This is a genomic window from Paenibacillus sp. GM1FR, from assembly GCF_002803315.1.
GTDB classification, from domain to species: domain Bacteria; phylum Bacillota; class Bacilli; order Paenibacillales; family Paenibacillaceae; genus Paenibacillus; species Paenibacillus amylolyticus.
In genome coordinates this window covers 1-19,988 of sequence record NZ_MKZL01000009.1, presented here as the reverse complement: position 1 = coordinate 19,988, position 19,988 = coordinate 1, and the positions used below count along the sequence as shown (strand labels likewise).

The 19,988-nt window shown below is 46.1% G+C and carries 17 protein-coding genes; 5 read left to right on the top strand and 12 right to left on the bottom strand.

Going from position 1 to position 19,988, the window contains the following annotated elements; translation table 11 throughout:
• Positions 1–286 precede the first annotated feature (286 nt).
• Positions 287–1,480, top strand: coding sequence for a MalY/PatB family protein (locus PAEAM_RS05185; RefSeq protein ID WP_100526878.1), 1,194 nt, complete (start codon positions 287–289; stop codon positions 1,478–1,480).
• 192 nt (positions 1,481–1,672) lie between these two features.
• On the opposite strand, the gene PAEAM_RS05180 is transcribed toward PAEAM_RS05185, so the two are convergent.
• From PAEAM_RS05180 to PAEAM_RS05160, 5 genes are read right to left on the bottom strand one after another with little or no spacing between them, the layout of a single operon-like run.
• The gene (locus PAEAM_RS05180; protein ID WP_100526877.1) at positions 1,673–2,278 is read right to left on the bottom strand and encodes an ABC transporter ATP-binding protein; all 606 of its coding nucleotides are present in this window, start codon (positions 2,276–2,278) and stop codon (positions 1,673–1,675) included.
• Positions 2,268–3,224, bottom strand: a complete 957-nt coding sequence (locus tag PAEAM_RS05175) for an ABC transporter ATP-binding protein (protein WP_100526876.1) — start codon at positions 3,222–3,224, stop codon at positions 2,268–2,270. Before PAEAM_RS05175 ends, PAEAM_RS05180 begins: the two co-directional genes overlap by 11 nt.
• Before the next feature lies 1 nt (position 3,225).
• Positions 3,226–4,227 carry an ABC transporter permease gene (locus PAEAM_RS05170; RefSeq protein WP_100526875.1) on the bottom strand — a complete coding sequence of 334 codons (1,002 nt, stop codon included), beginning with the start codon at positions 4,225–4,227 and terminating at the stop codon, positions 3,226–3,228.
• A complete protein-coding gene (locus tag PAEAM_RS05165) occupies positions 4,224–5,219 on the bottom strand; it encodes an ABC transporter permease (RefSeq protein WP_047841855.1) in 996 nt (331 codons plus the stop codon). Before PAEAM_RS05165 ends, PAEAM_RS05170 begins: the two co-directional genes overlap by 4 nt.
• Positions 5,220–5,261: 42 nt before the next feature.
• A complete protein-coding gene (locus PAEAM_RS05160) occupies positions 5,262–6,920 on the bottom strand; it encodes an ABC transporter substrate-binding protein (protein WP_100526874.1) in 1,659 nt (552 codons plus the stop codon).
• A 427-nt stretch (positions 6,921–7,347) separates the two neighbouring features.
• Between PAEAM_RS05160 and PAEAM_RS05155 the strand changes: the two genes are divergently transcribed.
• Entirely contained in the window at positions 7,348–7,710 is a 363-nt protein-coding gene (locus PAEAM_RS05155; protein ID WP_100526873.1) for a hypothetical protein, read from the top strand.
• A gap of 383 nt (positions 7,711–8,093) precedes the next feature.
• A complete protein-coding gene (locus tag PAEAM_RS31710; protein ID WP_165789839.1) occupies positions 8,094–8,483 on the top strand; it encodes a hypothetical protein in 390 nt (129 codons plus the stop codon).
• Positions 8,484–9,549: 1,066 nt separating this feature from the next.
• Here the strand turns inward: PAEAM_RS31710 and nikR are convergent.
• From nikR to PAEAM_RS31705, 7 genes are all read right to left on the bottom strand, one after another.
• Positions 9,550–10,089, bottom strand: coding sequence for a nickel-responsive transcriptional regulator NikR (nikR, locus tag PAEAM_RS05150; protein WP_100526872.1), 540 nt, complete (start codon positions 10,087–10,089; stop codon positions 9,550–9,552).
• A 52-nt stretch (positions 10,090–10,141) separates the two neighbouring features.
• Positions 10,142–11,155 (bottom strand): alpha/beta hydrolase, encoded by a 1,014-nt coding sequence (locus PAEAM_RS05145; protein ID WP_165789838.1) that lies wholly within the window; start codon positions 11,153–11,155, stop codon positions 10,142–10,144.
• Between the two features lie 92 nt (positions 11,156–11,247).
• A complete protein-coding gene (locus PAEAM_RS05140; protein ID WP_100526870.1) occupies positions 11,248–12,351 on the bottom strand; it encodes a hypothetical protein in 1,104 nt (367 codons plus the stop codon).
• Between the two features lie 286 nt (positions 12,352–12,637).
• Positions 12,638–14,665, bottom strand: a complete 2,028-nt coding sequence (locus PAEAM_RS05135; RefSeq protein WP_100526869.1) for a hypothetical protein — start codon at positions 14,663–14,665, stop codon at positions 12,638–12,640.
• Positions 14,640–15,542, bottom strand: a complete 903-nt coding sequence (locus PAEAM_RS05130; RefSeq protein WP_036606401.1) for an ABC transporter ATP-binding protein — start codon at positions 15,540–15,542, stop codon at positions 14,640–14,642. Before PAEAM_RS05130 ends, PAEAM_RS05135 begins: the two co-directional genes overlap by 26 nt.
• Positions 15,535–15,924: a GntR family transcriptional regulator gene (locus tag PAEAM_RS05125; RefSeq protein ID WP_036606399.1), complete on the bottom strand. Its 390-nt coding sequence runs from the start codon at positions 15,922–15,924 to the stop codon at positions 15,535–15,537. The genes PAEAM_RS05130 and PAEAM_RS05125 overlap by 8 nt, the downstream gene beginning before the upstream one ends.
• A 279-nt stretch (positions 15,925–16,203) precedes the next feature.
• On the bottom strand, positions 16,204–16,416 hold the full coding sequence (locus PAEAM_RS31705) for a hypothetical protein (protein WP_165789837.1): 213 nt from the start codon (positions 16,414–16,416) through the stop codon (positions 16,204–16,206).
• A 709-nt stretch (positions 16,417–17,125) separates the two neighbouring features.
• Between PAEAM_RS31705 and PAEAM_RS05120 the strand changes: the two genes are divergently transcribed.
• Together PAEAM_RS05120 and PAEAM_RS05115 are read left to right on the top strand one after the other, a co-directional pair.
• A complete protein-coding gene (locus PAEAM_RS05120) occupies positions 17,126–18,031 on the top strand; it encodes a futalosine hydrolase (protein WP_100526868.1) in 906 nt (301 codons plus the stop codon).
• Entirely contained in the window at positions 18,028–18,870 is an 843-nt protein-coding gene (locus PAEAM_RS05115) for a 1,4-dihydroxy-6-naphtoate synthase (protein ID WP_100526867.1), read from the top strand. The genes PAEAM_RS05120 and PAEAM_RS05115 overlap by 4 nt, the downstream gene beginning before the upstream one ends.
• Positions 18,871–19,988: the final 1,118 nt, after the last annotated feature.

Sequence of the window (19,988 nt, the reverse complement as noted above, 5' to 3'; positions counted from 1 at the left end):
ACAGCCCGTTGTTCCACCAAATGTTAGCAATATAATAGCATCTGACAAGAGGTTGTAAACGATAAATGGACAAAACAGGACCAAGGGCGTACAAAAATAGTCTTTGTCGTATGCCCGCTGTACTCTCGCTCGTTAAGTTGTTCTTATATGAATAAAGTCCTGAATTCCGGACCATACATATGAAGCTAATCATACATGCACAACAGTTGCGAAATTAACCAATGTATTAGATAATTATTTGTCGATTTGTGGTCGAAGGAACGGAACTCAAGGGGGATTAAATACGATGAATAACAATAACAGTACATTTGACCAGTCTATTAACCGGATCTCTACCGGATCAGAAAAATGGGATGCGCTTGAGGATATATTCGGTGCTGCTGATGCGCTTCCGATGTGGGTGGCCGATATGGATTTCGCTGCTCCACCATCCGTCATTCAGGCCCTGCAAACACGGATGGAGCACGGGATTTTTGGTTATACAGTACGGACTGAAGCGTATCATGCAGCTGTTGCAGGGTGGATGGAACGGCGTCACAACTGGAAAATTAACGATGACTGGATCGTATTCACTCCAGGTATTGTGCCCGCACTCAGCATTGCTGTACAACGATTCACCGATCCTGGAGATGCTGTAGTCATCCAACCCCCGGTGTATGCTCCCTTCTATGAAGTAGTACGTGGTCAGGGCCGTGAACTGATCACCAATCCTTTGGTAGAGAATAACGGTCATTATACGATGGATCTGGAACAACTGGAATCCAGCTTACAGACAGGTAGGGTCAAAATGCTGATTCTGTGCAGTCCTCATAACCCGGTTGGACGGGTATGGACTCGTGAAGAGCTTGAAGGGCTTACGTCATTGTGTCTGCAATACAACGTACTGATGGTTTCAGATGAAATCCATGCCGATCTTGTTCATCAGCGCGGAACTCATACACCACTGACCCTGATCTCGCACGCCGTCTCTGATCTAAGTATCATCTGTACGGCTCCAAGCAAAACGTTCAACATTCCTGGCCTCTGCACATCCAACATCATCATCCCCAATGCCAAGTTGCGGGAATCGTTCGCGCAGGGTGTAAAAACGATGGGACTTGCCAATATCAGCACACTGGGGGCTGTCGCAACCGAAGCTGCTTACAATGATGCCGAGGAATGGCTGGTTGAGTGCCTTGCCTATATCCGTGGAAATATGGCGTATGTACAGCAATATGTTGCGGAACATATGCCTCAGATTAAAATGCATCTGCCCGAAGCGACCTATCTGTTATGGATGGATTTCCGGGAGCTGAATATCCCACATGCACAACTATGCAATATGCTTCTTCATGAAGCAGGGCTTGCTTTCAATGACGGGAGCTTCTTTGGAACAGAGGGCACAGGGTTCATGCGCATTAATGTAGCCTGTCCACGCTCCACGGTTGAAGAGGCGATGCGCAGGTTATCTGTGTTATTAAGCAATGTGTCGGGCAAATAAGCTGTCAGTTACATCTATGTACGTTGCGAACAAAACGTGTACTGTTTGTTAAATGGTGAATATTTGTCAAAATAGAAAAAGGGGTGCCCCGTAGTCAAGTCCATGACTCATATTCATGGTCAATGACTTCACAAGGGGCACCCCATTTGTATTCGATCATTTTATTTATTCAAAACATAATTAAAATTACAGTCACATCGATATCGGCATCGGTGTAATTCTGTCGCACAACCTGTTCAACAAATCCCGATCATGGCTTATGATCAATAGCCCCAGATCACGCTGGCGAGCCACTTCCATCACGGTATGCCATATCTGTGCCTGAGTGATTGCATCCAGCATCGTTGTCATCTCATCTGCGATCACATAACGTGTCGCTGTGCCAAGCGCCCGCGCCACACAGAAACGTTGCAGTTCTCCACCGGATAATTCAGTCGGCCTACGGTCCAACCAGGTCTGCTGAATACCCAAAGCTTCGAGCAACTGTTCATCCTGCACAGACGCCTCCTGCAATACGCGGCGCATTCGCCAGCGTGGATTCACAGCTTTCTCCGGATGCTGGAATACCAGCTGAACCGGACATACTCCTGTACGTGGGAGTGGTTTCCCATCCAGAAGTACTTGTCCTGCCACAGGTTCGGCATATCCTGCAAGGATGCGTCCAAGACTTGTTTTTCCACAGCCACTTGGTCCCCACAAGCCAACGACTTCGCCTTGTTTCACCTGCATATTCATCTGCTGGAACACCCACGATTTCGGATCGTAACGGTAACTCACGTCCCGTGCTTCAAGTGACATGGAAACACCTCACTTCTCCGCCCCGTACCTTAAGAAGTTCTGGACGTTCGCGGGTACATGCAACGGTTGCTACGCTACATCGGGGAGCAAATGAACATCCTGTCGTGATTTCTTGACCTGCCAACGGCTGGGAGCCTGGGAGTGGCTGAAATCCGTTCTGCGGCAACGCATTCCAGAGCGCTTTTGTATATGGATGACGCAGACGTTCTCCCGTTCCCGTAAAATCATCTACCTGCGCCGTCTCTACATTGGCACCCGCATAAAATACAGCGATGCGATCCGCTGCCGTTAGGGCCGTCGTGATATCATGAGTAATCCACAGAATGCCTACACCATCATTAGCAAGTTCGCGAAATTGCTTCATTGTCTCGGCCAGTACTTCGGGATGGATGCCTGGTGTCGGCTCATCTGCAATGATCAGCTTCGGATGACCGGAGGTCGCTGTCGCCATCAACACCCGTCTTGCCATACCTCCGGACAACTCAAACGGGTATTTCCCGGCCGTTCCTTGAGGAAGATGATAACGCTCCATTAGCTCCTGCTCCGTCTTTTTCATATGAGATCGAGTTATGAAGCCTCGTTTCCGTCCGGAATCTCGGGTTACCGGCTGAACTTGCCTTCCCACCTTCATCAGCGGGTCCAAATAACTGACGGATTGTGGAATCAACATCAGTTCATCACCACGCAGATGAAGCTGCCGCTCCGGGGTCAAAGGCTCGCCACTATAGCTAATACGTCCCTCTAACCTGGAATTGGCAGGCAGAATGCCCATGATGGCCTGCGCCAGCACACTTTTACCCGATCCACTTGCGCCTACAACAGCCACAATCTCGCCCTCGTTTATGGAAAGATCCAGATTCTGAATGACATAAGTCTGTTCGTTCCCAAACCAACCGCGAGCGCGCCGAAATGACACCGACACTCCCTCAATATCAAGAAGAGCCATATTACCTCACCTCCCTTGAACTACCTGTACCCGTCAATGTCTTCAGACTGTTGCCCAATACATCAAACGCACGAACAACCACCAACAATGCCAGTCCCGGGAAAAAGGCGAGCCACCACATGCCAGCAGATAAATATCTCATCGACTCGGACAAAATAATTCCAATTGCCGGTTGTTGCGGGGACAACCCCAGCCCTAGAAACGTAATGGCTGCCTCATGCAGAATGGCATGGGGAAAGATTAGCAGTACGCCAACGAACAGCTGCGGGACCAGATGTGGCAGCATATGCTGCACCGCAATCTGTAACCGCGATTGACCCAACTTGTGTGAAATCTGAATGTACTCTGCGGATTTTAGTTGGATCATCTCCGCTCGTACAATCCGGGCCAGATTCGGCCAGTGTGTCAGCGCAATCGCTGCCGCAACTCCTGCCAAACCTCCACCGAATACAAAGGCCAACATAACCAGCGATACCAGATGAGGTACACTGAGGAACAAGTCGATAATCCATGAGATTACCCGGTCAGCAGCCTTGCTTGAAGCGGCAGCCAAACCCAATAGCAGTGCGATCAATCCGCCACCACATGCAGCAAGCAATCCCACTTGAATGCTGGTTGCCAATCCTTTTAACGTACGCATGAACATATCTCTTCCGAGCCAATCTGTGCCAAATGGATGCGCCCAGGTTGGAGCCAAATTCCGATCCATTAGTGAAGTCAGCGTAGAACCAGCCGGAAGCAGCCTGCCCGTCAACCACACAACGGCAATCCAGATCACCGCGAGGCTTCCCCAGATCACCGCTCTTTGGCGAGGGTTGCGGAAATTTTGGTCTCTGGCAGCCGTATAATCTTTTCTCGATGGGCGTGATGTTCCTGTTCCATTCCCAGCTTGTAGAGACCCGGTATTAATGTTGTACCGTACCTCTTGATTCGCAGTTTTCACTTTCTGTATTTTGGCTGTTTCTGTCGTCTGCTCGGAGGAGCGTTCTACCGTCTGCTTCATGACATCAGCTCCTCCTTCATCCGTGGATCAATCAAGCGATACAGAATGTCGGCAACCATATTACCTGTGAAAACAAAAATCGCACTGCACATCACAAGTCCAAGCAGCAGTGGAACATCTCCACGCAACCCCGCCTGAACCGTCGCCTGACCAAGGCCAGGGTATGAAAATACCTGCTCTGCAAGCACAGCCCCGCCAAACAGTTCACTGAACGAAGCAAACTGCAGCGTGATGGCTGGCAAAACAACATGTCTGAACCCATGTCGACGGAACAGCTGAAATCCACGCTCACCTCGCGCTCTCGCAAACAGAATATAATCTGACTCGAGCACATCTGTGAGCTTCTGCCGGGTATGCAAAGCAATAGAGGCTACCCCGGTCAGGCTGAGAGTCAACGCTGGCAAAATCATATGAATAACCCGATCTCCCCATGTAACCTGATCAGCTGACATCCCGGCGGGTACTCCAAGCCCAACCGGAAGCCATCCAAGCCACACACCAAATACCATCAGCAACAACAGCGCAATCCAGAATACTGGCGTGGAAGCCAGCGTATAACAATACCAACAGATCAGGCGATCCAGCTTCGAATCCCGTCTCATGGCGGCAACTACACCAAGAGTGAAACCAATGATGCCAGATAATATCCAAGCTACAGCCATAAGTGCGACAGAATTCATGAATCGTTCCTGGATAATATCCGCTACAGGTTGTCTGTAGATCATTGATGTCCCCAGATCTCCCTGAATCAGCGTTTGTCCCCAGGTTAGTAATCGTTCCACGGGAGATTCATTCAATCCCCAACGTTCTTCGATTAAACTGCGCTGTTCGGCGCTTACCCTGATCATGTCTCCACCAATGTAAGCTTCGATCGGATCAACAGGAGAGAATTGCATTAATATAAAAGACAACACACTGACTCCAACCAATAGAGATACAAGTCGCAACATTTTAAAACCAACAAATCTGGCCCATCCATTCCTGCCTGTCATCCAATCTCTCCCCAATTCAGGCTAAAGCTACCGGTACGTTTCCTACTTTGTACTGTTATCCCAGGACCATTCCTCCAGATTGGTTGTCACCGGCCAGCCGTGACCATGGGGGTGGATCTGCTGCTCACCAATGTTCAGGCCATTCGTAACCAGATACAGGTGATCTATGTTCACAAGCCACGCCCATGGCGCATCACCCTGATAACTGAAACCTGTTGTTCCATCCCATTCCGCTTTCTGCCAGAACGGCAATGCCTCTTCTTCACTTGTTGCCTGAAGGGCTTTCTCCATCCAAGAATCCACGACAGGATTGCTATACAGCCCCACATTGTAATACCCTTCTCCTTTGTGAGTACTGCTATAGAGGTTATAGGTTTCCAAAGGATCATGACTGCCCCACCCAAACAATACAGCGTTGGAGTAAGCCATCTTTTTCGTCTCTTCACGGCTTTTGCCTTCAACATTGATTTTGATTCCCGCCTGGGCTACCATATCCGCAGCAGCCAGTGCCAGAGATTGTCTTGTTAAATCACCTGCAAAATAAAGCAGATTGAACTCGGCCTTAACGCCGTTTTTCTCGACGATACCATCACCATCCGCATCCACCCAGCCACCAGACGCCAGAATGCGCTTCGCTTCTTCGAGATTGGCATCTGTAAATACAGCTTCTGCATTGCTCCAAGGCAGATCATCACTGACGGAATAAGCCGGACGACCGTACCCTTCCAGTACGCCCTCAACCAAAGCCTTACGATCAATCACAACGTTCACCGCTTGGCGAATCGCCAGATCGGATGTCACATCATTCCCTGCGGGAAGACCCTCGCCCGACTTGGCACCAGCAGGTTGCATGGGGAACATGATGCCACGGTTATCTACGGTTTTCACGGCCTCCAAAGTCATACCATTCACCTGTTGTTTGCTAAACGCTGCCGGGATAGCAGCGATATCCACCGTACCTGCCTGCGCAGCGGCGTAGGCCGCATCTTCATCCAGATAGAGGAAGGTGAGTTTGTGGAATGCAGACTTGTTACCGTAATATTCTTCATTGGCCTCAACGATAGCCTGTTGTCCTTTGTCCCACTGAACCAGCTTGTACGGCCCTGATCCGACCGGATGTTCTGCATAATCGGCACCATAGGCGTGTTCAGGCACAATGCCAAGTGTCGTCAGCAGACTGATGAATGTAGACTGCGGCGACTTCAGTGTAAATAAGACCGTGCTATCATCAGGTGCCTGTACATCAGCCATATTGGTCAGATCAATCACGGACCCACTCTTGGCAGCTGTTTCAAACGTAAATTTTACATCCTCAGCCGTCAGGGTTTCCCCATCAGAGAATTTCACATCGTTCCGAAGCGTAACCGTCCAGGTCAGCCCATCTTCACTAACTGAGTATGCGGTAGCCAGATCGTTAACCAGCTGTAACTTGGCATCCCTCTTCAGCAAGGTACTCTGGAAAAGCGGTGACCCATATTGCCCCCATCCGGTTGTCGGATCAAACCCGCCTTCCGGCTCGGTGCCAACGGCCAGCACCAATTCGTCTTTGGTTGAGGTTGTTCCTGACTGTCCATTCTCTGCTGATGAAGCTGTTGGTGCTGTGCCCTGCGCACAACCAGATAAACCAATGGAACATACAAGTAAAATGCCTAATCCTGTTCTACCTTTTCGTTTTCCCCATCTCCATGAAAATCTGCCCATTCTGGTCGTTCCCCCTCTAAAGTTGTGCTGCACTCACTTTTTCGTGTTACTTTTTAGAGAAATTGTAGCACAAAACACAAATCATATGTCAACAAAGTTAACTTCGTAATCCATATTTTTTCATATTTTAGATAAAAATCCGGGTAAACTCTATAATCGAGCATCTGGATCGCTTATAGAGAGTCAGGTATTATAACAAATAACAAAAAAACAGACCGTTGGCATCTTGAATTGAGATGTCATAGCTCGGATGACGCACAAAAGTTTCGGAACCAAAGAAGAACTAAATAACATTAAAATTAAATTATTATAAAACTTTTTTCATTTTTAGTTTTTATATATTATAAGAGCAGGAAAAACCATAGGAGAGTGAAGAAATGTCTAAGAGTAAGGTGAAATTATTTGGATTAAGCCTGGTGCATCTCTTATGTTCTCAGTGACTAGCTCATCTTTGTATGCAGCTCCTGTTTCTGTTGAACCAAAAGAAGGATTGTTTTTTGCTACCACTGAAGAAATTAGCAAAAACGTGGCACAGTCAAACATTGTACTAGAGAAACCTAGTTCTGATTTACATGACCTTAATGATTACAGCTTTTTCCCATATGATGTAAAGGAAGTTGCAATCAACCCTGAACTGAGATCATTCTTACAAAAAGCACTTCAAGGCGGGAAAAAGGTTTACTTATATGGTGGGCTGACTTCGGGGAAATATGAGGAGCTTTTAAACCAACCGTTAGAGTTTAAAGTAAGTAATGAAGCTGAGGGGGGAAGTAAGATCGCTCGTCATTAAATGATGTTCAACAAAACGAAGGTGAACTAAAAAGCGGCCTAAGAGAAACAACCGAACAAGAGATTGTGGGTTATACACTCGAGGATAAAAACTATAAATTGTTGTTGCTTAACTAGCAAAACATGAATGAAAACGGAAACGAAATACCTACGGATGCATCAATTATTTTAAATCAAATCGTCAATCACGAAGAAAGAGCGAATCAAATTACTCCTTCTGCTACTATTTAAAAAGTAATACAACTGATATTAGGACTCTTGTCGGCCTTTATGGACAATATAGTGGTGAAATGGTTACTCAATGGTTTCTGTACAAAGAAAATAATGAGTCAGATCCAAAATTTGATTATTTCGCAATCAAAGATATTATTCGAATAAACAAACTTGGGCTCTACCAATTCCAAGAAGTTAACAGTTACTCATGATGTAATTTACGCAAAAGATGATTTATATAGTGCTTCTCCTAAAACCTCAAGTAGTGGACCTTACACAGTTTCATTTGCGTATCCGTGGGGTTTAGAGTGGAGTTTTACTTACGATGGTAATCCCAACATTTCTGTCACAGAGAACACAAGTGCAGATACAGCAAAGTGGATAATCACACCTGGTTTCTTAAAGAATCTCCAAGGATCAGATAGACTTGAATTAGGTAGCAGCTGGAAAGCAAATCCTGCATCTACTTACACCGGAGTACAGGTCAGTCATGTTTCGGAATGGCACAGTGCCATTGAACACATGTTCGATTTAAGTAACACATTCAATGTGGGGGTATAATTGGTAATGAGTAAATTCCAAAAAATTGTGTCTGTTCTGCTGGTGCTGATAATTGTCTTACTGTGTCTTAACTATTTTGAGATACGGTACAGCAATAAATTACAAAATATTATCATTGAGCATTTGTACAATCATAAATCCTAGAACAAATTTAATTACAGAAGGCCACCTACATCTTGAACTGCTCCCTGTAAAGTAGCAGTTAAAAACTAAAAATGAGTTCATTGAGATGCCTTAGCTCGTTTGACGCGCTAAGGCATCTTTTTTTATGCAGCACGTTGGTATTCGTTCGGATATATACCTTCCAAATTCTCTGTCTACGGTAGTTATTTTAGTTACGTAATATACCTGTTAACGGCGCTATAAAGATCTTCGTAGGTGCCATACTTCGTAAGATAATAACTTTATAACTTATAAGTTCCCCAGAATCATTCAGTCGGTTGGTTATCCAGACAGCTACTTACACGAAACTTCCTCTTCGTTTATCCGTACTTCAACTGAAGATGGTTCTACTCATGAGACGTGTACGTACTGAACGCCTCTGTCACCCTAGCTCATAGGCAGCTCACCTGAATGTTTGGCGTACGCCTTTTTCAAGGTATCCATCACGAGTTTATTATCTGCATGGGATGAGTACCTATGAAACAAGATGCTTCACTTCTTTTCCATTATGCAATACGTTTTTGAGCTTTTATTTTTAAGCTCTTTAATCACAGGAGAGCATCTTTTCCCTTTATGAGCAGGTTTACATTCAATCCCTGAGTATCGGTTTTCGGTACCTTTAACCCGTCCAATCCATGTACTCTGTATCCTGTACTGAATTCTTGCTTACCTTAAAATGTTTAGCTTCTACATTCGGATTGAATTGGAGCTCAAGACAGCGTTGTACAACCTGCAGTTTAATTTCTAAAGAAACAAAACTTCGTTTAGACAAAACAAAACTCCCCTCATCGTAGACGTAGGAGTTTGTTTTTCTGCTGTCTACGATGAAGGGACATCTCATGTCTAACCCAGAGTCTGTTTTAATTACATTCACTTATTTTTTCAAAATTTCACTCTTATTTATTTAATCTGCAGAGCGATGATGATGATGGCTGTGACCATGCTGACCTGCACTTTGATTGTGATGATCCAGACTTTGATCCGGATTGCCATCCTGATGACTCTGAGCATGAGCCAGTTTATTGAGTTCATCCACATAAGTCACAGACAGCTCAGCGTACAGTACCCCTTTTTGCACTTGAATCTGTTGATGCAGATGACGTAATCGTCCCAGGTTTCCCCGCACTGCAATTACCTCCAGACATTGGTCATGGTTCAGGTGCACGTGCATATTGGAGATGATGTCATGATGCGCCTCATGTTGCAGCTCCATCAAACGAATGGGAAGATCACTGATATGGTGATCGTAGACCATCACAATGGTGCCTGCCACATCCTGGTCGGATTGTAATGCAGAAGGTTGCAGTAATGTTTTGCGAACAAGATCACGGAAAGCCTCAGATCGGTTTTTGTATCCCTGTTCCTCAATATAATGGTCAAACTGCTCAATCAGAGGTGTAGGAAATGCCACACCGAACCGGGTCAAATCTTCTTTGTCTGCCATGCTTCTCCTCCTGCGCCCTCATTTGCTTCGAGTGTACCACAGACTTGTCTGCTCATCGACTATACTGTTGCATAAAGCGTACTGCCGAATGTATCGCCTGTTGACCAGCTTCACTCTCCAGATCAAATTGATAATCATGTCCCAGCTTCTCTGAGGAGTTCGAGAAAAATAACGTTTCCGTATCAACATCAAGTCGCTTCAAGACTTGTGCCAGCTCAATCGATTGACTGGTCAACGGGTCAACATTGCCTGAGGTAATGAATGCAGGTGGGTACGCCGCAGTAACCTGAAGCACAGTCGACATTTCATTCAGTCTCGGGTAGTCTTCGAATGTTTTGACTCCGGTATATGACCAGAGAAATGTACGTATGAGTGGAAACCCTGTTTCCGCTACTGTACTTAGATTGTAAGGACCACAGAATAGAAGAACCCCGCGCAAATCATCCGGTTGGGCTACTCGTGTTATATTCATCAGCTTGGCTAGGGATGGATTCGTCACCACGGCCGCAGTCTGACTTGCAATCTGGGCACCTGCCGAGTTGCCTGCGAGAAATATGTTATCCGGGTCACCCTGATACTCGCTGACATGGTTCTTCACATACATCAAAGCCTGATTCGTCTGGATCACGGGAGTGGGATATGTCGTATCTGGTGCGAGCGCATAATTCATACTGACGATAACATAACCCTGTTTGGCTAATTGTACGGCATAATCTGCGATGTCCTCTTTGTCACCCAAGACCCATCCACCGCCATGAACCCATAGCACGACAGGCAAAGGTTCCGAAGTTACGGAAGGATAATAGATATCCAGCGTACTGTCATTACGCCCTTCGTCTGCATAGGGTACATCCGCAACACGAGTTATCCCATCCGAGAGCGTAGTGTCCTTGCTATTTGTGTCTGGATTAGCAGTTTCAATTAATGATTTTAATAAAAATACCGTTATTTTGGGTGTCCATTGTGTGCCAATCCCAATAAAACCTATGATCAAAATTAGTACAACGCTGGGAATCCAGTAACGTTTACGTTTAAAACCTTTTGCCCCCGTACGTTTCGTTTCCAACTTGGACTGCAATAGTTTCACCTCGTTCCATCATCATCGAAGCGTCTTTACATCTAAAGTTGTGTACGTTGCGGAGAGAACCGGGTTTCCTCTTATTTGGGTCTCTTGGCGATTTCCTGTCTGACTTTCACATACGTAGTGGATACGTTTTGCTCCAGTGTATGAATACTTTGTTTTGTTCCTGCCCACTTCTCTGCTGCAGACGCCAATGTGTTCAATGAGCTGAGTACACGTGACGTTTGGCTTTGTTTTGTACTCTGTTTGAACTGTTGTAGAGCGTTGGAATATCGTTCTTTTGCCAGACTCGCCTGTTTTTTAGCCGTTTGAATCTGTTTCTTCGTGGAGTCGGCCCCTGCTAGCATAGCTCGTAAACGTTTTATTTCAGCGCTCTTCCGTTTACGAGCTTCAGCAAGTTCCTTTTTCTTGATCCGGATGTCTTCTCTGGCAAGTTTCACAACGGGTCTCAACGTCTCTGCCTGAGTGCGGATCGCTGCACTCCATTCCTTATTTTTGATGGCTTTGGCTGCATCCAACTGTCTATTGACTGAACTATAGAGGGCGAATAGTGGTTCATATCGGGCTTGGGTTTGCTTTACCTTTTCAGCTAGAGCTGCGACCTTCGCATCATCGGTTTGTCTTATTTCTACACGTAATCGCTCCAATTCGGCGGTATTGGCGGCATGAAGTGTCTTTATCTTTTGCTCCCAAGCCTGCTCTTGTGTCTTCCAGTTCCCCACTTTCTCGTACGCTTGCTTCAACGTTAACTTGGTTTGTGCGTCGGCTTTATTCAAAACGGAATCCCAGGCTTTCTGCGCTGTTACGCCAAGATCTATGCCCGCAGCCTCCACTGAAGAAGCAAAATAGATCGTGCCTGCGCTGAAAAGAATTACAAGCCCTATAAGCAGGCGTGATCTGAAAATAAGATGAGTCATCGATGGCAATTGACGACGCCGGACGTTACTTTGTTCCATCATGTGACTATGGCTACCTGCTATTGGAGAAGGGAATAGAATGTCTCTCATCTCCATTGAAGCTATATCTTCTGTAGCTGTATCTTCGCTATGCTGTCGCCCCTTCTTTTCTTCTAATAAACCATAGTGATCTATGAAGTTATGAGAGCTTGATCGTTCCAATAGGGAACAACATGCCATGGCCTCCTGTTCATTTATCGTTTCCTTCCATGCTTCTGTTTGCATGCGTCTCTACACCCTTTCTTCTAAAATATTTAGCAGAATAGCCAACGAAATCAGCGAACGACAAAAAAGCACCCGCAAGTCAGGCATTTGCCTGCTCTTACGGGTGCTTCCCTCATAAGCCGTTCCATATGAGATTCGATTGAACGAGTCGCTCGAACCTTTCCTTTTTCTAATATATTCCATTCACTGTGTCTGGTCAAGTAAATCTGGTTTCACTGGTTGAATAAAACTTTCGATCAACGGGAGAACCCTTCCCGCTTATAGTTAACAACTGATACAGCTCAGCTTATTGATTGACCAAAATAGCTTTCATTTCCTCGGTCAGATCCTCTTCTTTCAGCATCATGTAGATGTTCTCGCCACGAGTTACATTTAACTTGATCTGATAAATGGTATCTTTCTCTGTTAGATAACCAGACCGTTGACGTTTGAGCAAATCAATAATGATTTCTTTGTTTTTAGTCGCTATCTGTTTGTTACCACTTAGATTTCCATCGATATATTCTGGCTGCGGAGTAGTCCACTGAAGCGAACCCGGACTGTTAATCTCCTGCTTCGCAAACTGAGCGGAGACAATCTCATCTGCCTGGACAAGCAACTGGTCGTATAACTTGTTCTCCTTCAGCCAAGCCAATACCCGATCATAGCTAGGTTTGATCTCAAAATTCCACATCTCCCTCGGTTGAAATGGATCTTTCGAAGTAGAATCCTGATTCATCTCCGCGTAGGCAAACGACTGCCACGGGGAGCGCTGTTCTTCATAGGTCTGATCCAAAATGTCCTGTTTCAACAATGCTTTGAACTCACGGACTTGCTCCGGATTGCTAATATAAACCTTCCGGTATGAACTTATGGCAGAGCGAATGCCGAAACTTAACGCATCTTCATCCAGCTTATACGTTTCAAAGGCGACTCTTTTGTAATCCTGAGACTGTTTCAGAGCCATTAATTCCTGATGGAATTCCGCTTCTGGAATGTAGTATTTACGTTTCATCACTTTGCCGTTATCCAGCTTGTAGTTAATTAATATAGACTCGTCATTACGCATACCTGTATTAATTGGATCATCCAGTAAAGGAAGATCGGAATCAACAATTTTTTGATGAAGAGCGATAACTGCCCCCATGTATTCCGGATCATTAGAATAGAGGTGAGCATCGTCCTTTTTCTGACTGACACCGTTACTGTAGGTATAACTCTCCCCACCAAGCTTGATGCTGTTCACCTTGCTCATTTCAGGCACTCGAGCGGCGTATCCATTCCAGTCGGCAATAGGTACGTACAGTATCAGACCAGCGATGATACCATATAGAATCAGCTTGGGTAGCAGCCTGCTGCTCCAGATCAGCCATGTTTTGCGAATAATCATCTCCGCAACGATATAACCTACAATTCCTCCGAGGATATATCCGAAGATTCCCCATCCAGCTGATCCTCTTGGAGCAATCATTGTAAAGTAACCTCCGCCAATCAGAACCAATGAAAACATCAATCCAAAGCGGAATATAGGTTTTATAAGCTTAAACGTAACTGCTTGAGTAGCAGATTCAACCTGTCTCTTCGCATAAAGTACATAGGTTAGAGGAATAAACAGGATTGCAAATATAGCATAGATAATTAACTCCTGACGGATTACAGGGAGGTTACTGATCGAACCCACACGCAGGACAAGTGAGAGTTTCTCCGCATTAAAGCCCACTTCTTCAAAAGCATAACCGAGCAAATAATGCTGGAGATGAAGTGACATAATGAACCATACGACAACAGGTAACAAGACGAGTGCATACACGGTGAGTCCCTGCAATACAGATTGACCAATACACATGCCCACCGCCACAGTTAGCATGAACATAAACAGCGAGTAGATACTCATGCTCAAGCCCCACATCCAGATTGTACTGCCATCAAACAGAAACGCAGGTTGATCCAGTACCGCCCATACCCAGCCGGTAATCGCAGTTGTAATCCAGATTGGAATCAGGATCATGGCATATCCGGTCAACAGATTCACCGTTAATAGATGTTTACGACGTAACGGCAAACTATGGAACAGATCCGAAGGTGCACCAGATTGAATGTACCGAAAAAGAAAGATTCCAGCCGCTACGGGCAGTGTGATAGCGAACAGAATCTGCACTTCACCATTGGCCTGAAACAAACTTATAATCTGCTGTGGCACATCCCTGTACTCGGTAGCGATATATAACGGAAGTGAGAACAACAATGTGATGAGATATAAAATGCCTATCCATCCATGCTGTCTGAAATTTTGGATCAGGATGCCCCGGTTACAGAACAATCGGTTGAATATCATATCCTGCGTCCTCCATTTCATAGATAAAGATTTCTTCTAGCGTCAAAGGCAGTACATCCAGCAGATACGGATCATGTATACGGAATTGATCCGTTACCTGTTGTCGGTTACCTTTGACAATGTACAGGGATACACTTCCCCGTTTCTCTTCATGCAAAATATCAATCTGCTCATCCATGGCTTTGGCATGGTCCGGGTGGCGGAAAGCGACCTGGATTTTATGCGTATCCGCCTTCAGATCATCGAGATCTTTCTCTACAATAATTCGGCCTTTGTGCATAATCGCCACATGGTCACACAGATCTTCGATCTCACGCAAGTTGTGGGACGAGATGACAATGGTTACCTGACGTTCAGCTGCTTCCTGGAACAGCAAGTTTTTGATCTGCTGGCGCATGACCGGGTCAAGGCCGTCAATCGGCTCATCCATCAGCAGCACTTCAGGCATACAGCTAAGTCCCAGCCATACGGCTGCCTGACGGCGCATGCCTTTGGACATGCGATGCAGCTTGCGTTTTACATCCAGTTTGAATACGGTGGCCAGTTGCTTGAACCGCTCCTCATTCCAGCGCGGGTAGACAGAACGATAAAATGCAGCCATCTGAGTTATTGAAGATTGCGGGAAAAAGTAGGGTGAATCTGCCATAAAAATCGTGCGGCCTTTGAGATCCATATTTTCATAAATCTCATTATCTTCGATACGAACAGTCCCGCTGTCCTGACGGTAAATACCAGCCATCATTTTGAGCAGCGATGTCTTGCCTGCCCCGTTGGAACCGAGCAAACCATAGATCGACCCCTTATGTATGTGCATCGTTACGCCATCCACTGCCTTTTCCTGTTCAAATGCTTTGACGACTTGATTCAGCTCAATCATGAGGCTCCTCCTTCTCTATACGGGCCATCGCTTCCTCAAACAAAAGCGTCATATCCGCTTTTGTCAAACCGGAATACGAAGCTTCTGCAATCAACTTCACCAGAGACTCTCTGATCTCATCTCTCATGGCTTCATTCGGATGTTCCACTGACGATGATACGAAGCTCCCTTTTCCCTGCAAAGAATAAATGTAACCTTCACGTTCAAGCTCACGATACGCTTTCTGAATCGTATTTGGATTCACGGTCAGCTGCGTGGATAACGCACGAACGGAAGGAAGCTGCTCGTCGGGCTTTAGAATACCGTATACGATCATTTCTTTGACTTTGTCCACTAGTTGCTCGTAGATCGCCTTACGGCTGCGTACATCTAATTCGAACATCCCGCACCTCCTTTCTGTAAATGTGTGAAATAACCCATGGGTTTTAAATGACTGTAACTGAGGTGTATGTGTAGTTATCTAGGTGAAAAAGGCGTTACCTAAGCTGTACAGCTGTAGTGCCGTACATATTCAACTCTTAGGTGTATTAACTGTACTACTATTATTAATACAGTTAAATCAGATTGTCAACTGTTGACTTTGACTTCTTGTTTTATTGGGAGTACGTTAATAAAGAAAGATTATATGGTTTAAATGACATATATAATTTTTGGAAGAGGTTCATTCTGGCTTAGGACGCGGCACGATCAGGATGACGTTCACATGAGGTGAGGCAAAACGGCTATCTGAAGCGATGTGACTAGATGTGGCTACTCGAAGTGATACGGCTACCCGCAACCTTTGCTTGACCGCTTTTGACAGAATTACATGCAAAGGTTGTTCAGGTCTTTCCCCTTCCGTTATGATGGAGATGAAATATTGTTCAATAATCACTTTATCTTTGTTACTTTTTGTGCGCGTTTAACCTGATTGATTGTTAGGTCTGTTATGCGTTTGTTGTGTTGTAGACCTATTGTTTGCACAGTAGTGGCTGTTTAGCAGGTAGCTTATAAGAGTTAGCAAAACTGTGTATTTGCTTAAATTCGGGTTTGCACAAATGAGCTACTATGCAGTGGTCGAGTGTAGAATGGGCCCGTTATTCATTTGGCTTGTTGGTCTAAAAATCCGAAGGTCTGTATATCATTCGCGTTGAATGGGTCGGGCAGACTCCGGCCTTTTCAATCGTTTATCTGTTCGTTTGGAGTGCCAACTCGTGCTGTCCGCACTGAGCATACATATTGCATATTTGTCTTTCAAAGGGTGGACAAGTACATGAGAAAGCACCTCGGAATTGATATCCTACATATAGATTATTTTTAATTTTATATCTGAAAACATCTATATGTAGTGTTTCATATTCATGGATGGATATAGTATCTTTTTAGAAAAAGTGTCCACTCTTTGAAAGACAAAATCAAGATAAATGTCCTTTTGTAGTGGACAAATATATGCCCGAATTCCATTTATATAAGCTGAACTATACATTTACACGAAAATATAGAAGTAAGTAGTAACCCTAAGAAGTGTAACTAGAAGCTTGCTGTAAGAAAGATACTATGGAGGCATATGTTACACTTCTAATACCTCATAAGGAGAATCCGAGATGAATGAACATAGACAGGATAAAGATCAGAATAATAAAGCGAACGCCTCATTCGAGACTAGTGACCAACAGGGAGAATTAAGCGGGGCAACAACGACTTCAGATACTAGTCCGGTACAAGCAAATTCATCACAACGTGTGTTAATTGTAACCGCGGTTGATGCGGAGAAAGATGCGGTCCTCCGTGGTTTGGGAAATACGGCCGCGGAACGATTTGACGTCATCGCTGCGGGCGTTGGCCCAGCCTCGGCCGCAGCAGGAACAGCCGCTACATTGGCATATGCCGTAGCGGCTGCAAGCACTAGGGCGTTGGCGCAGGGTTCCACCGCGCCAAGCCCATCCGATGTGGCACAGGCATCTGCCACATCTTCAAGGCCGGGCCCCCTTGCCGGGACCGGTAGTTCACCAGCCTACATGCTGGTGATCAGTGCCGGCATCGGCGGTGGGTTCCCCGGCCGGGCAGACGTCGGCTCCCTCGTGGTAGCCGACGCTATGGTTGCTGCCGATCTGGGCTCGCAGACGCCAGACGGCTTCCTTAGTGTGGACGAGCTCGGATTCGGCTCGTCCATTGTGGCGGCGGACGCAGAGCTTGCCGCTCGCCTGCGCCATGAACTGCAGCGGGCTGGGCTCGCTGTCAGCGGAGGCACTGCGGTCACCGTGTCCACGGCGACCGGAACAGCGGAGACGGCTGCGGAGCTATTGCGCCGCGTGCCGGATGCCGCCACCGAAGGCATGGAAGGCTTCGGCGTGGCAACAGCTGCCCAGCAGTTCGGCGTGCCAGCACTCGAACTGCGGGCCATATCCAACGCGGTCGGTCCACGCGACCGCGACGCTTGGCGCATCAAGGATGCCCTTGATGCGCTTCAGGCTGCAAGTTCCATTTTACGGGAGGTTATTACATCATGAAAATTGCATTTTCCCCTTGTCCAAACGATACATTTATCTTTCACGCGTGGGTGCACGGGTTAATCCCGGGCGCACCTAAGCTGGATGTCCGTTATGCGGATATTGATATTACCAATGGTCTGGCAGCAAATTCGGATGGACCCAATACACCTGAAGTGATGAAAATATCTTATGCAGCACTGCCATACGTGTTATCTGACTATGCTCTGCTTCCTGCTGGAGGCGCACTTGGCAGAGGCTGTGGTCCTTTGGTTCTGACCGCCAATGGCACGACTGACCCAGCATATCTGTCTGGACGACGGGTTGCTGTGCCAAGTGAACGTTCGACAGCATATCTATTATTCCGTCTGTGGGCAGCGCAAAATGTTCCGAGTGGTGTAGGCGAGATTGTTGTCATGCCATTCGACCAGATCATGCCTGCTGTACGTGACGGCAAGATCGATGCCGGACTTGTCATCCATGAAGCACGCTTCACGTACCAGAATTATGATCTCAAACTAATGACAGATCTCGGGAACTGGTGGGAAAGCGACACAGGCCTTCCGATCCCGCTTGGAGCGATCATCGCACGTCGCAACATGGATGCTCATGCCCTCGCCGGATGGGCACGCGCCTCCGTTGAATATGCATGGGCGCACCCCGATGAGTCGAGAGCATACGTTATGGAACATGCCCAAGAAATGGACCCTGACGTAGCTGCACAACATATCGGCCTGTACGTTAACGAGTTCAGCGCCAACCTGGGTGATGATGGTTACGGTGCAATCACTGCACTGCTTGGCCGCGCCATGAAAGAAGGACTCGTTCCCGAGTTCGACCTTGATCTGTTGCGAATCTAAATTTGATTTAATTTGAGTTAGTTTCTCTTCGCTCTATATCTAAAGAACCCAGCGCACCTTATCTAGCCGAATAACGTAGTATGAGAATTCTAAAGAATCTCAGACACCGTATTCGGCTAAATCTCGTTCAAATTGCCGATAACTCTCACACTCAAGCACAATAACGATCTTACGATTCGTTAGAAATTGGTATGTGCAGATTTTCCTAGAATAGCGTGTGCTCGGTTCGTTAGAGTTCGTTCCAAGACGCTCTGAGGAGCAAGCTTCGTAGAAGCCTATTCGGGGATTCGAAATTTAAGTGGTTTGTAAAAGTAGACTTAGGGTGCTACAAATTCGCAGTTTTTTTCTCTTACGAACCCAGTGCACCTTATTTAGCCAAATATCATGCTACGAAAATTCTAACGAATCTCAGACACCGTATTCGGCTAGAATTCGTTCATATCACCGACAAACTCGCATAATTTCGCACAACAACGATCCTACGATTCGTTAGAAATTGGTATGTGCGGATTTTCGGCGAATAGAGTGTGGTCGGTTCGTTAGAGTCCGTTCCACAGTGTTCTGAGGAGCAAGCTTCGTAGAAGTCTATTCAGGGTTTTCGTGGATACAAACTTCTTAGCTAGCTAGGGTGATGACGGTGTCCTAGCGTCTTGTTTTGTAAGAGCTTGGTTACTTCGGGTTAATAAAGGTTGTATTCAGAAGCTTAGAAGGCTCACGAATCGGAGTCTACCCTTAAACTCCCCCGCACCTATTTCGCTGAATCTCTACTTTCCAGCAAAAGTTATATAAGCCTTACCGGGTTTCGGATTTGCGGTTTGCGGTTTGCGGTTTGCGGTTTGCGGTTTGCGGTTTGCGGTTTGCGGTTTGCGGTTTGCGGTTTTAGAGTCTAATCTTTAAACTATATAGATTGAACTCATAAAATTAAGAACCGCCTAATCGGGTAAAAGATAGTAATAACTGAAAAGGGCGGGGATTCAAGTGACAAATGAAGAAGAGATTGAAGAGCTAACAACGGCCATGAAAGAAACGGATAGTACGCGCATGTATGAAAGATATTTAGCTGTCCGTTTGCATTTGGAAGGCCGGACTTTAACCGAAACTGCAGACATTTTGGGCAG

Bases quoted from the DNA above. Each gene is read 5' to 3' on its own strand.
- PAEAM_RS05175 (WP_100526876.1), bottom strand. From the start codon at position 3,224: ATGGCTCTTCTTGATATTGAGGGAGTGTCGGTGTCATTTCGGCGCGCT.
- PAEAM_RS05160 (WP_100526874.1), bottom strand. From the start codon at position 6,920: ATGGGCAGATTTTCATGGAGATGGGGAAAACGAAAAGGTAGAACAGGA.
- PAEAM_RS05170 (WP_100526875.1), bottom strand. From the start codon at position 4,227: ATGAAGCAGACGGTAGAACGCTCCTCCGAGCAGACGACAGAAACAGCC.
- PAEAM_RS05130 (WP_036606401.1), bottom strand. From the start codon at position 15,542: ATGATTGAGCTGAATCAAGTCGTCAAAGCATTTGAACAGGAAAAGGCA.
- PAEAM_RS05180 (WP_100526877.1), bottom strand. From the start codon at position 2,278: ATGTCACTTGAAGCACGGGACGTGAGTTACCGTTACGATCCGAAATCG.
- PAEAM_RS05185 (WP_100526878.1), top strand. From the start codon at position 287: ATGAATAACAATAACAGTACATTTGACCAGTCTATTAACCGGATCTCT.
- PAEAM_RS05165 (WP_047841855.1), bottom strand. From the start codon at position 5,219: ATGACAGGCAGGAATGGATGGGCCAGATTTGTTGGTTTTAAAATGTTG.
- PAEAM_RS05125 (WP_036606399.1), bottom strand. From the start codon at position 15,924: ATGTTCGAATTAGATGTACGCAGCCGTAAGGCGATCTACGAGCAACTA.
- PAEAM_RS05135 (WP_100526869.1), bottom strand. From the start codon at position 14,665: ATGATATTCAACCGATTGTTCTGTAACCGGGGCATCCTGATCCAAAAT.
- PAEAM_RS05115 (WP_100526867.1), top strand. From the start codon at position 18,028: ATGAAAATTGCATTTTCCCCTTGTCCAAACGATACATTTATCTTTCAC.
- PAEAM_RS05140 (WP_100526870.1), bottom strand. From the start codon at position 12,351: ATGCAAACAGAAGCATGGAAGGAAACGATAAATGAACAGGAGGCCATG.
- PAEAM_RS05120 (WP_100526868.1), top strand. From the start codon at position 17,126: ATGAATGAACATAGACAGGATAAAGATCAGAATAATAAAGCGAACGCC.
- PAEAM_RS05155 (WP_100526873.1), top strand. From the start codon at position 7,348: ATGTTCTCAGTGACTAGCTCATCTTTGTATGCAGCTCCTGTTTCTGTT.
- nikR (WP_100526872.1), bottom strand. From the start codon at position 10,089: ATGGCAGACAAAGAAGATTTGACCCGGTTCGGTGTGGCATTTCCTACA.